The 12,227-nt window shown below is 71.6% G+C and carries 9 protein-coding genes; 8 read left to right on the plus strand and 1 reads right to left on the minus strand.

The annotated features are described in order from the left end of the window. Positions 1–25 precede the first annotated feature (25 nt). Entirely contained in the window at positions 26–517 is a 492-nt protein-coding gene (locus tag ACH34T_RS00215; protein WP_395989823.1) for a MarR family winged helix-turn-helix transcriptional regulator, read from the minus strand. A gap of 135 nt (positions 518–652) precedes the next feature. On the opposite strand from ACH34T_RS00215, the gene ACH34T_RS00220 reads away from it, so the two are divergent. From ACH34T_RS00220 to ACH34T_RS00255, 8 genes are read left to right on the plus strand one after another with little or no spacing between them, the layout of a single operon-like run. Beyond that, entirely contained in the window at positions 653–2,101 is a 1,449-nt protein-coding gene (locus ACH34T_RS00220) for an NAD-dependent succinate-semialdehyde dehydrogenase (RefSeq protein WP_395989824.1), read from the plus strand. Between the two features lie 24 nt (positions 2,102–2,125). Next, positions 2,126–3,457, plus strand: a complete 1,332-nt coding sequence (locus ACH34T_RS00225; protein WP_395989825.1) for an aspartate aminotransferase family protein — start codon at positions 2,126–2,128, stop codon at positions 3,455–3,457. A gap of 45 nt (positions 3,458–3,502) precedes the next feature. Further along, entirely contained in the window at positions 3,503–4,570 is a 1,068-nt protein-coding gene (locus tag ACH34T_RS00230; RefSeq protein ID WP_395989826.1) for an ABC transporter substrate-binding protein, read from the plus strand. A 7-nt stretch (positions 4,571–4,577) separates the two neighbouring features. Then, the gene (locus tag ACH34T_RS00235; RefSeq protein ID WP_395989827.1) at positions 4,578–5,480 is read left to right on the plus strand and encodes an ABC transporter permease; all 903 of its coding nucleotides are present in this window, start codon (positions 4,578–4,580) and stop codon (positions 5,478–5,480) included. After that, positions 5,473–6,306, plus strand: a complete 834-nt coding sequence (locus ACH34T_RS00240) for an ABC transporter permease (RefSeq protein ID WP_395989828.1) — start codon at positions 5,473–5,475, stop codon at positions 6,304–6,306. Before ACH34T_RS00235 ends, ACH34T_RS00240 begins: the two co-directional genes overlap by 8 nt. Beyond that, positions 6,303–7,460 carry an ABC transporter ATP-binding protein gene (locus ACH34T_RS00245; protein ID WP_395989829.1) on the plus strand — a complete coding sequence of 386 codons (1,158 nt, stop codon included), beginning with the start codon at positions 6,303–6,305 and terminating at the stop codon, positions 7,458–7,460. Before ACH34T_RS00240 ends, ACH34T_RS00245 begins: the two co-directional genes overlap by 4 nt. 47 nt (positions 7,461–7,507) lie before the next feature. Next, entirely contained in the window at positions 7,508–10,522 is a 3,015-nt protein-coding gene (locus tag ACH34T_RS00250) for an aminotransferase class III-fold pyridoxal phosphate-dependent enzyme (RefSeq protein WP_395989830.1), read from the plus strand. Between the two features lies 1 nt (position 10,523). Further along, positions 10,524–12,194, plus strand: a complete 1,671-nt coding sequence (locus ACH34T_RS00255) for an amidohydrolase (RefSeq protein ID WP_395989831.1) — start codon at positions 10,524–10,526, stop codon at positions 12,192–12,194. Positions 12,195–12,227: the final 33 nt, after the last annotated feature.

Consider the following 12,227-nt stretch of genomic DNA (forward strand, 5'->3'; position numbering starts at 1 on the left):
GCGGACCCCCGCGGCGGGGACCGGATCAGCGCTCCGAGCGCTCCAGCGCCTTGGCCAACGTGGCGAGCTTGCGCAGCGCCGAGTCGAGAACTTCCTGTTCAAGAGGGGTCAGGCAGACGAGGAAGGCGTTGTTGCGCTCGTTCGCGGTGGCGATGAGGCCCCGGTAGAGCGACTGTCCGCTGCGGGTCAGGGTGAGCTGGGTCGTGCGGCCGGGGCCCGGCTCCCGTTCGACGAGCCCGGCGGCCGCGAGCTTGGTCGCGACCCGGCTCATCTGGGCCTTGTCCAGGCCGGCCAGCCTGGCCAGCCGGTTGACGGTCAGCGGCTCGTCCGCCCCGAGCAGCGCGATGGTCCGCCACTCCTGCAGGCTGACGTCGAATTCCCGCCGGTAGCGGAGCGCGGCGCTGCGGGAGAGCGCGTTGGCGACCCGGTGCAGCCGGTACGACAGCAGTTCCCTGATGGGGATGAGTTCGGTGTCCTCGGCGGCGGGGTCCGCTGAGCGGGACGGTAGGGCGTTCATGCCCCCCACTGTAAGACCGCTCGGAACCGGGTAGGTTCCCGAAGGGCAGCTGTTGACAAACACAACACCCAAGGACGAGACTGCTGCGAAATCGATTACGGTCGGCGTAACCGAAGGCACAGGGAGGTCCGCAACATGCCCGCAGACCCGTCAGCCACACTGCTCATCGACGGCGTGTGGCAATCGGGAGCCGCGACCTTCGACGTGACGGACCCCGCGACGCTCAACGTCATCGCGCAGGCCGCCGACGCCGGGCCGCAGGAGGCGCTCGCCGCCCTCGACGCCGCCGACGCGGCCGCCGAGGCATGGCGCCGCACCACCGCCGAGGAGCGCTCGGCCGCGCTGCGCGCCGGAGCGGGCCGGATCCGCACCCAGGCCGACTCCCTCGCGGCCCTGATGACCAGCGAGAACGGCAAGCCGCTCGGCGAGGCCAAGGGCGAGGTCCTGGGCTCGGCCCGGATGCTCGAATGGGCCGCCGAGGAGGCCAGGCGCGCCAACGGCCGGGTCGCGCCGGACGCCGCCGCAGGCCCCGGCCTGGTCCTGCGGACCCCGGTCGGCCCCGCCCTGGCGATCACGCCCTGGAACTTCCCCGCGAGCATGCTGGTCCGCAAGGTCGGGCTGGCCCTGGCCGCCGGGTGCCCGGTGATCGTCAAGCCGGCGGAGCAGACCCCGCTGATCGGCACCGAACTCGTCCGGCTGATCGCCGAGGCCGGGGCGCTGCCCGCCGGGGTGCTCCAGTCGCTCACGACGACCCGTCCGGCGGAGGTGGCGGGCGCGCTGCTCGCCGACCGCCGGCTCCGCAAGGTCAGCTTCACCGGCTCCACCGAGGTCGGCCTCAGCCTGCTCGCCTCGACCCGCGACCACCTGCGCAGGACGTCCCTGGAGATGGGCGGCCACTCCCCCGCCATCGTGTTCGACGACGCCGACCTGCCCGCCGCGGCTGCGGCGGCGGCAGCGGCCAAGTTCGCCAACGCCGGGCAGAGCTGCATCGCGATCAACAGGCTGTTCGTGCACCGCTCGGTGCACGACGAGTTCCTCGCCCTCCTCCTGGAGAAGGTGGCCGCGCTGCGGCTCGGGCACGGCTCCGCCGAGGGCACCACCACCGGCCCGCTGATCGACTTCGCGGGCCTGGACAAGGTCGAACGGCACGTCGTCGACGCCGTCAAGCGCGGCGCCGAGGTCGCGGCCGGCGGACGCCGCTGGGTACCCGACAACGACGAGCTCACCGGCGCGTTCTACGAGCCGACCGTCCTGACCGGCGCGGACGACACCATGCTGATCAGCTCGGAGGAGACGTTCGGCCCCGTGCTGCCCGTCTACACCTTCGACACCGACGACGAGGCCATCGAGCGGGCCAACACCACCGACTACGGCCTCGCCGCCTACGTCTTCGGCGCCGGGCTGGCCAAGGTGTGGCGGGCCGTCGACCGGCTGAACTTCGGCGTGGTCGCGGTGAACGAGGCGTTCCCCGTCCGGCCCGAGCTGCCGTTCGGCGGGATGAAGAACAGCGGTCTCGAACGCGAGGGCGGCAGCGAGGGCATCGAGGCCTACCTCGAGACCAAGTCCGTGGCCGTCCGGCTTTGACAAGGGAACTCTGAGGCGACACCAATGGCGATCGAACAGCAGGCAACCAAGACGGCGAACGGACCGTCCGGGCACGACCGTGCCCGGCGGCTCGCCGACCTGGACGCCCGGACGGTCATCCACCCGCACAGCGTCATCGGGGCCCCGGCGGAGCCGCTGATCCTCGACCGCGGTGAGGGCGCCGTGGTCTGGGACGTCGAAGGCAAGCCCTACATCGACGGCACCTGCGGCCTGTGGCAGTGCCCGGTCGGCCACGGCCGCCCGGAGCTCGCCGCGGCCGCCGCCGAGCAGATGGCGAAGCTGGAGTTCTACTCGTCCTTCGGCGACTACTCCAACGAGCCGTCGATCCGGCTGGCCGAACGCCTGCTGGAGCTGGCGCCGCCCAACATGCGCCGGGTCTTCTTCACCAACGGCGGGTCGGAGGGCAACGAGACGGCGTTCAAGCTGGCCCGGCTCGCCCACCACCACGCCGGCCGGCCCGAGCGCTTCGTGATCCTCGCGCGCACCGGCGGTTACCACGGAATGGGCGGCGGCTCGCTCGCCGCCACCGGAATCGACCGGTTGCGGGCGGGCTACGGACCGCTGATGCCCGGGATCGAGTTCCTCGGCAAGCCGCACGGCGTGCGCGGCGAGGACGTCACCGACGTGCTGATCGCCGAGCTGGAGGAGCGGATCGAGCGGGTCGGCCCGGACAAGATCGCCGCGTTCGTCGGCGAGCCGGTGCTCGGCGTCGGCGGCATGGTGCCGCCCCCGGCCGACTACTGGCCGCGGGTGCAGGAGGTGCTGCGCCGCCACGACATCCTGCTGATCCTGGACGAGATCGTCACCGCGTTCGCCCGGATCGGCCACTGGTTCGGCGCCGAGCACTACGGCGTCGAACCGGACATCATCGTGACTGCTAAGGGCCTGTCCAGCGGGTATATCCCCATGGGCGCTGTCCTCGCGGGCGAACGCGTGCTGGATCTCGCCGACGGCGCCGCGTTCCTGCACGGGTTCACCTACAACGGCCACCCGGTCGGCGCCGCGGTGGCCCTGGCCAATATCGACATCATCGAGCGCGAGGGGCTGCTGGAACGTGCCGAACAGCTCGGCCGGCGGCTGCTCGACGCGCTGAAGCCGCTCGAACGCCTGGACCACGTCCTGGAGGTGCGCGGCGTCGGGATGATGCTCGGCGTCGAGCTGACCGGCGACGACGCCGTCGCCATGGCCGCCGGGGTCCAGGCCGGAGCCCGCGCGGACGGCGTGATCGTCCGGGCCTCCGGCACCACAATCGTCCTCTCACCGCCACTGGTGATCGACGAACAACAGCTGGACACGCTCGCCCGTGTCCTGACCAAGCACGTCGCGGCGGCCTGACGGGGCAGGACACGCGAGGCCCGTACCAGACCCGTGGAGGAAATCGTGCGGCTCAACATAAGTAAGACAGGGAAGGCGGCCAGATTCGCGACCGCCGGGCTGGCCGTGACCCTGGTGGCCTCGGCCTGCAGCATCGGCGGTTCGAGCGACGACGGCGACGGCGAGTCGCTGACGTTCGTCTCGACCGGCGCGCCGTTCCAGGACTACCAGGCCGAGGCCTGGCAGAAGCCCTTCACCGCCGAGACCGGGGTGAAGTTCCGCAACGACGGCCCGGTCGACGAGGCCAAGATGAAGACGATGGTCGAGGCCAAGAAGGTCACCTGGGACGTCGTCGACACCAGCGCCGCCGCGACCGCGCAGTACTGCGGCAAGTACCTGGAGAAGCTCGACTTCTCGATCATCGACAAGACCAAGTTCCCGGCGGGGACGGTCAACGACTGCGGCGTGCCCGCGTTCTTCTACAGCACGATCTTCATGTACAGCACGGAGAAGTTCGGCTCGAACCCGCCGAAGAGCATCGCCGACTTCTTCGACGTGAAGAAGTACCCGGGCAAGCGGGTCGTCCCGCCGGAGGTCTCGGTCGGCATCCTGGAGGCCGCGCTGCTCGGCGACGGCGTCCCCCAGGACAAGCTCTACCCGCTGGACCTGGACCGGGCCTTCAAGAAGCTCGACCAGATCAAGTCGGTCACCACGTTCGCGAAGACCTACGGGCAGATGCAGCAGATGATGGTCGACAAGCAGATCGACATGGGTCTGATGCTCAACGCCCGCGCCTACCAGGCCCTGAAGGCGGGCGCCCCGTTCAAGCCCGTCTGGGACAAGACGATCGTGAACTGGGACGACCTGGTGATCCCGAAGGGCGCGCCGAACAAGGAGAACGCGATGAAGTTCATCGCGGCCGCGTCCGGGGACGAGCAGTCCGCCAAGATGGCGGAGCTGGCGTCGGTCCTGCCGATCAAGGAGACGATCCAGCCGAAGTTCGACCAGTACCAGCAGCAGCTCAACGCGTACGCGCCGGAGCGCAAGAACAGCATCGTGCGGTCCGACTCGGTCTGGTGGGGCCAGAACTTCGACATGGTCACCAAGCGCTACACCGCGTGGCTCTCCGGGTGACACGCCGATGAGCGCCCCGACCACCTCGGCGCCGCCTCCGGCGGCGGTCACCAACGGGGCCGGCCTCGCCGGCCGGCCCCGGCGGCGGGCGGCGGGCTGGTTCATCCTGCCCGCCACCGCGCTGCTGCTGGTGTTCTTCTGCTACCCGCTCGGCAACATCATCTGGCGGAGCTTCACCGACCCGGACACCGGGCTGGGCAACTACACCGCCCTGCTGGACGACGGCGTCTCCGTCACCGTGCTGACGCGGACGCTCGTCACGGCGCTGATCGTCGCCACCTGCACCCTCCTCATCGCCTACCCGTACGCGTACGCGATGACGAGGGTCACCCCGCGGACCAGGAACCTGATGACGGTGGTGGTCCTGCTGCCGTTCTGGACGTCGATGATGGCCCGCAACTTCGCCTGGTACATGCTGGAGCAGCGCGGCGGCCTGATCGACGACGCGTTCTCCATGATCGGCATCAACGGCGTGGTGCTGCTCGGCACGGTCGCCGGGGTGGCGGTCGCGATGGTGCAGGTCATGCTGCCGTTCGCGGTGCTGCCGCTGTACTCCGGGATGGAGGGCATCGACAAGCGGCTGCTGGACGCGGCGACCAGCCTCGGCGCGCCGCGCTGGCGGGCGTTCGCCCGGGTGTACCTGCCGCTGTCGCTGCCGGCCGTGCTGTCGGGGTTCACGCTCGTGTTCATCCTGACGCTCGGGTTCTACGTCACCCCGGCGCTGCTGGGCTCGGAGCAGCAGTCGCTCGTCCCGCAGCTGATCGCGACGCGGATGACCGACCTGCTCGACTTCGGCGGCGCGGGCGCGCTCGGCACGGTGCTGCTGGCGATCACGCTGCTGGCGCTGTTCGTCGTGTCGAGGTTCGCCAACCTCTCGTCCACCACCGAGAAGGCGGTGACCAATGAGTGAGAACGCACCGGCCGCGCTGAAGCCCGGCGTACGCGCCGGGCGGGAGGGCGGCCTCGGCTGGGGCCTGAAGCTCGTCGTCGGCCTGACCGGGCTGCTGCTGATCGCGCCGACCGCGGTCGTCATCCCGATGAGCTTCTCCTCAGGGACCACGTTCCAGTTCCCGCCCCAGGACTGGTCGCTGCGCTGGTACGAGTCGTTCTTCACCTCCGAGAGGTGGATGCGCTCGCTGCTGACGTCGGTGCAGATCGGGCTGCTCGTGGCGGTGACGGCGACCGTCCTCGGCGTCGCGGTGGCCTACGGGCTGAACCGGGCGGGCTTCCGCGGACGGGGCGTGATCCGCTCGCTGATGATGGCGCCGCTGATCGTGCCGAGCATCGTGGTCGCGGTGGCGATCTACGGCGTGTTCCTGAAGTGGCAGCTCAACGGCACCGCCCTCGGGTACGTCGTCGCGCACACCGTGATGGCGCTGCCGTTCGTGGTGACGGTCATGTCGACCAGCTTCGCCAACTACGACCGGACGCTCGACACTGCCGCCGCGACGCTCGGCGCCACCGCCTGGAAGACGTTCTTCCGGATCACCGTGCCGCTCGTCGCGCCGGGCGTGCTGTCGGGGTTCGTGTTCGCGTTCGTCATGTCGCTGGACGAGGTGGTCATCGCGCTGTTCCTGCAGACGCCCGACATCACGACGCTGCCCGTCCAGATGTACAACTCGATCACGCTGGAGATCGACCCCACCATCGCCGCGGCGTCGAGCCTGATGGTGGTGGCGACCAGCATCGTCCTGCTGATGCCGCAGTTCGTTCGCCGCAAGCGGAGCACATCATGAGCCAAGCCGACAACGCCAGCAGCCACGGGATCCGGATCTCGGGCGTCTCGAAGGTCTACTCGGGCACGTCCCGGGCGGCCGTGGACGACGTCTCCCTGGACATCGCGCCCGGCGAGTTCATCACCCTGCTGGGCCCGTCGGGGTCGGGCAAGACGACGATGCTGTCGATGCTCGCCGGGTTCGTCTCGGTGTCCGCCGGGAGGATCGAGATCGACGGCCGGGACGTGTCCCGGCAGAAGCCGCACAAGCGGAACCTCGGCGTGGTGTTCCAGCAGTACGCGCTGTTCCCGCACATGACCGTCGCGAAGAACGTGGCGTTCCCGCTCCAGCAGCGGAAGATGACGAAGGCGCAGATCGCCGCGAAGGTGGCGGAGGCGCTGAAGCTCGTCCATCTGGAGGAGTACGCGGACCGGCTGCCGAGCCAGCTGTCCGGCGGGCAGCAGCAGCGCGTCGCGCTCGCCCGCGCCGTGGTGTACCACCCGCGGGCGCTGCTGATGGACGAGCCGCTCGGCGCCCTCGACCGCAAGCTGCGCGACGAGCTCCAGCGCGAGATCGCCCGGATGCACCGGGAGCTGGGCATGACGTTCATCTTCGTCACCCACGACCAGCATGAGGCGCTCACGCTGTCCGACCGGATCGCGGTGTTCAACGAGGGCAGGGTCGAGCAGGTCGGGACGCCCGAGGAGCTGTACGAGCGGCCGCAGACGCTGTTCGTCGCGCAGTTCCTCGGCGAGTCGACGTGCTTCCGCGGCACGGTCGACGTGTCCGCGGGCGTGCTGCGGTGCGGCGGGTTCACGCCGCGGGCGCCGCGGCTGGACGCCCGCCTCGACGGCAGCGACGGCGTCGCCGTCATCCGGCCCGAGCGGCTGGAGCTGCACACCGACGTCACCGAGGTGCCCGCCGGGCACAACCAGGTGCGGGCGACCGTCACCGAGATCGTCTACGTCGGCAATCACCACCAGGTGGGGCTCCAGTTCGGGGACGGCACGAGCGGCTCGGTGATGCGCGTGGCCGGACGGTCGCTCCCGGCGGTGCCGGGCGAGGAGGTCACGGTGAGCTGGGACCCGGAGCACCAGTCGATCGTGGCCGACCCCGCCGACGAGCCGGTCTCCGACCGCGCCGCCGAGCGCCTGGACGCCGCCGCCAGCACCTGATCCCCTTCGCCTCGCCCACCCGCCGACCACCAGGAGTTTCTTTGCCGATGGCAGCCCAGACCGGACCCGACGAGCGCTTCGAGCGGATCACCGCGGGCGTCCCGGAACTCGCCGACGAGCGGCTACGGGAGGTCCTGCGCGACCGCTACGGGATCGACGCCGCGTCCCTGCGGCGGCTCGCCGGGGAGACGGACCGGAACACCCACGTCGTGGACGCCGGCGGGGCCGAGTACGTCCTGAAGGTCAGCGACCCCGCCGACCGCCGGGCGATCGAGTTCCAGACCGCGCTGCTCGCTCATCTCGCGGAGCGGGAACCGGGCGTTGTCGTGCCGCGGGCCGTGCCGGACGTGTCGGGCGAGCCGGTCACGTACGTGTCCGACGGCGGGCGTGAGCTGCCGGTCCGCCTCCTCACCTGGGTTCCGGGCGCGCCGCTGGCGGAGGCGGCCCGCCGGTCGCCCGAGCTGCTGGCGGACGTCGGCGCGGTGGCCGGTCGGCTGACCGCCGCCACGGCGGAGTTCGTCCATCACGATCCCCCGGCGCCGCACTACTGGGAGTTCCCGCACGCGGGCGCGGTGCTGGCGGCGTCGATCGGGCATGTCGGCGACGCGGAGCTACGGGCCGCCGCCGAAGCGCTCCGCGACCGGTACCTGCCGCTGGTGGACGAGCGGCTATCCGAGCTGCCGGTGGCGGTCGTCCATCACGATCTCAACGCCTTCAACATCCTGGTCCGCCGGGACGGCGGGCGGCGCCGCGTCTCCGGCGTGATCGACTTCGGTGACGCGCTGCCGACCGCGCGGATCGCGGACCTGGCGGTGCTCGCGTCCAGCGTGATGCGCGGCGCGCCGAGCCCCCTCGCCGTCGCCGCGACGCTGGCCGCCGCCTACCACGACGCCTGCCCGCTGACCGAGGCGGAGCTTGACCTGCTGTTCCCGCTGATCGCGGTGCGGTCGGCGACGGTCGCGGTGACCGCGGCCCGGCTGGACGCGGAGCGGCGGCACGGCGACCCGCGGCACCGGTCGGCCGCCGCCGCGGACCTGGTGCGCACGCTGGCGCGGATCCCGGCCGACGTGGGCCGCGCGGCCGTCAGGCACGCGTGCGGTCTGCCCGCGCATCCCGCCGGACCGGCCGTCACGGCCTGGCTGGCGGACAACGCGGCGTCCGCCGTGGCCCCGGTCGAGGGTGCGCTGAGCCCGGTCGACCTCAGCGCGTCGTCGGACGTCTACGACGACGTCGATCCCCGCGACCACGCCGCGTTGCGCGCCGCCGCCGGGGCGGAGATCCTCCGGCGGCGTCCTGGTGTGCCGGTGGGACGGTACGGCGAGCCCCGGTTCCTGGCCCCGCGCCGCCGCCGCAGCACCGGGCCGGACGAGCCCGACAACGTCCACCTCGGCGTCGACCTGTTCGCCGGGGCGGGCACGCCCGTCCGCGCGCCGCTGCCCGGACGGGTCGAGGCGGCGGGCGTCGCCGGAACCGACCTGGTGCTGCTGCACGAGCCGTCCGAGGGCGTCCGGTTCTGGACGCTCTACGCGGGCCTGACCGACGTCCCGGCAGTGGGCGACCAGATCGCGGCGGGTGATCAGATCGGGCGGATCGGGCCGGGCGAGGGGCTGCCGCCGCACGTCCGCGTCCAGGTGAGCGCCGTTCCGCTCGGCGACGGCTGGACGGGCCCCGTGCCCGCCGCCGTCACCGACTCGGAGTCGGCGAGGTGGCAGGCCCTGTTCCCCGACCCGACGCCGCTGCTCGGCGCCCAGAACGCGGTCACGCCGTGGACGTCCGTGATCGACAGGGCGCTCCAGGGCCGCCGCGCGCACCTGCCCGACAGCCACCCGATGTACTTCCAGCGCCCGATCGCGATGGCCAGGGCCCGGGACTGCCGGTTCTACGACGAGGAAGGCCGCTCCTACCTGGACGCCCTCAACAACGTGACCCTCGTCGGCCACAGCCATCCGCGCCTTGTGGAGACGGCGTCACGCCAGCTCGGCCGCCTGAACACCAACACGCGCTTCGTGTACGACACGCTCACCGAGTACGCCGAGCGGCTCACCGCGACGCTCCCGGACGGCCTCGACGTCGTCTACTTCGTCAACTCCGGCAGCGAGGCGAACGACCTGGCGCTGCGCATGTCCCGGTACCTGACGAAGCGGGACGACGTCGTCATCATCGACGACGCGTACCACGGCTACACCTCGGTCGTCTCCGACGTGAGCCCGTCCCGCTACAAGCACTACGGCAAGCCGGACACCACGCACCCGACCCCGAACCCCGACCGGTACCGGGGCGCGTACGGCTACGACGACCCGGACGCCGGGGCCAAGTACGCCCGGCACGTGATCGACGAGTTCGACCGGCTCGCCGCCGCGGGCCGCGCCCCCGCCGCGTACCTGTTCGAGGCGCTGCTGGCGGGCGGCGGCCAGGTGGTGCTGCCGCCCGGCTACCTCGCGCCGATCTTCGCGGCGGCGCGGGAGCGCGGCGTGCTGACGATCGCCGACGAGGTGCAGGTCGGCTTCGGACGGCTCGGCGAGGCGTTCTGGGGCTTCCAGACGCAGGGCCCGGACGTCGTCCCCGACTTCGTCACGATGGGCAAGGCCATGGGCAACGGCTTCCCCGTCGCGGCCATGGTCACCACCCGGGAGATCTCGCGGGGCTTCGACCCGACCGGACGGTTCTTCTCGACGTACGGCGGCAACCCGGTCGCCTGCGCGGTCGGCCTTGAGCTGCTGAGCATCGTCGAGGACGAGGGCCTCCAGCACAACGCGCTGGTCGTCGGCCAGTACCTGCGGGACCGCCTCGCCGGGCTCGCCGACCGGCACCCGCTGGTCGGGGACGTGCGCGGCCAGGGCTTCTACAGCGGGGTCGAGTTCGTCCTCGACCGCGAGACGAAGGAGCCAGCCTCCGCCGAGACGCTGATCATCTGCGAGCGGCTCAAGGACGAGGGCGTCCTCGTGTATCCGACGGGCCCGGCCTGGAACATCCTCAAGCTCAAACCGCCGCTGACGTTCACCCGGGCCGACGCCGACGAGTTCACCGACACGCTGGACGACATCCTCGAAAAGGGCTGGTGACATGGCTGACCAAGCGGGCAGGGCTGAACACGCGGACAAAGTACTGCTCGGCGGCAAGGTCGTCACCGTCGACGCCGGGTTCACGGTCGCATCCGCCGTCGCGGTGGCCGGGGACCGGATCGTGGCGGTCGGCGACGACGAGCACGTCCGGGAGCTCGCGGGACCCTCGACCGAGGTGATCGACCTCGCCGGGCAGACGGTGCTGCCCGGGATCAACGACGCGCACCTGCATCTCGCGCTCTTCGGCCTGTCCGGGCCGCCGTTCTCCGTCGACCTGAACGGCATCGACTCGCTCGGCGCGCTGAACGAGGCGCTCGCGGGCGGGCCGCCGGGGCCGGGCGGCAGCCGGTGGCTGATCGGCGAGGGCTGGCGGGAGGCGAACATCCCCGAGTTCGACGCCGACGTCCCCGGCCCGCACCGCTCCCTGATCGACGAGGTGACCGGGGAACGGCCGACCGTCCTGCACCACGCGTCCCGGCACTCGGTGCTCGTGAACACGGCCGCGCTGCGGATCGTCGGCATCACCCGCGACACCCCGGACCCGGCGGGCGGGCAGATCGTCCGCGGACCGGACGGCGAGCCGACCGGCCTGCTGCTCGAAGGCGCCAAGGGCCTGATCACCGAGCACGTCCCGGCCCACTCCGAGAAGGAGCGGCTGGACGCGATCGAGACCGCGATGCGGACGCTCAACTCGCTCGGCATCACCAGCGTCACCGACCCGATCGTCTGGCCCGAGCTGCTGCGCGACTACACCACCCTGCGCAGGGACGGCCGGATGACCGTCCGCGTGAACACGCTGATGCACTGGGACTGGCCGTCTCCGGCGAGCGCGTCCGACCGGCTGGAGAAGGCGCTCGGCTACGCGGGGCTGTCCACCGGGCTGGGCGACGACTGGCTCCGGATCGGCGGCTGCAAGCTGTTCGCCGACGGGGTGCCCACCCAGGGCACCGCCTGGCTGCACGACCCCTACCCGTCGGGCTGCCACGGCCACCTCATCACCTCCGGCGACGACGACGAGGCCCGCTACGAGGAACTCCTCCGCATGATCGAGCTGGCGCACCGGAACCGGCTCCAGGTGCAGGTGCACGTCACCGGCGACCGGGCCGCGGACGCCGCGACGGACGGCATCATCCGCGCGCTCAAGGCCGACCCGTGGCCGCGGGCCCGGCACGCGCTGCTCCACGGCACGCTGCTCTCGGAGGACTCCTACGCCCGCCTCGCCGAACACGACATCAGCGTCATCACCAGCTCGCTGATGAAGTCGTACAGCGGGGCGTCCATGACGCGGGTCATCGGCGAGGAACGGTGGTCGCGGGCGTTCCCGGCCGGTGCGCTGCTCGCCGCGGGGGTGCACGTCGCCGACAGCTCCGACGCGCCCGTCTGCTTCCCCGACTGGCGCCGCGGCATCGCCACGTTCGCCGGAGCCGAGCCGGGCCCGTTCTCGGACGTCCCGCCCGACCTGCGCCTCACCCGTGAGCAGGCGATCCGGCTGTGGACGACCGCCGGCGCCTACATCGAGAACGCCGAGGACCGGAAGGGGACGATCACCCCGGGCAAGCTCGCGGACCTCGTCGTCCTGGACGGCGACGTCCTCACCGCCGACGACGACGCGTTGCAGCAGCTCAAGCCCACGCTGACGCTGGCGGGCGGGCGGGTCGTCCACTCCGCCTGAGCCGTTCCTTAAGTCCGCTTTCGCTCCCTCTTG

Origin of the sequence: Actinomadura sp. 9N215 (genome assembly GCF_044326345.1) — a bacterium.
GTDB lineage: Bacteria > Actinomycetota > Actinomycetes > Streptosporangiales > Streptosporangiaceae > Spirillospora.

What these genes read in the sequence shown, in the direction of transcription:
- ACH34T_RS00215 (WP_395989823.1), bottom strand. Translation starts at nt 517, where the DNA reads ATGAACGCCCTACCGTCCCGCTCAGCGGACCCCGCCGCCGAGGACACC.
- ACH34T_RS00220 (WP_395989824.1), top strand. Translation starts at nt 653, where the DNA reads ATGCCCGCAGACCCGTCAGCCACACTGCTCATCGACGGCGTGTGGCAA.
- ACH34T_RS00225 (WP_395989825.1), top strand. Translation starts at nt 2,126, where the DNA reads ATGGCGATCGAACAGCAGGCAACCAAGACGGCGAACGGACCGTCCGGG.
- ACH34T_RS00235 (WP_395989827.1), top strand. Translation starts at nt 4,578, where the DNA reads ATGAGCGCCCCGACCACCTCGGCGCCGCCTCCGGCGGCGGTCACCAAC.
- ACH34T_RS00240 (WP_395989828.1), top strand. Translation starts at nt 5,473, where the DNA reads ATGAGTGAGAACGCACCGGCCGCGCTGAAGCCCGGCGTACGCGCCGGG.
- ACH34T_RS00245 (WP_395989829.1), top strand. Translation starts at nt 6,303, where the DNA reads ATGAGCCAAGCCGACAACGCCAGCAGCCACGGGATCCGGATCTCGGGC.
- ACH34T_RS00250 (WP_395989830.1), top strand. Translation starts at nt 7,508, where the DNA reads ATGGCAGCCCAGACCGGACCCGACGAGCGCTTCGAGCGGATCACCGCG.
- ACH34T_RS00255 (WP_395989831.1), top strand. Translation starts at nt 10,524, where the DNA reads ATGGCTGACCAAGCGGGCAGGGCTGAACACGCGGACAAAGTACTGCTC.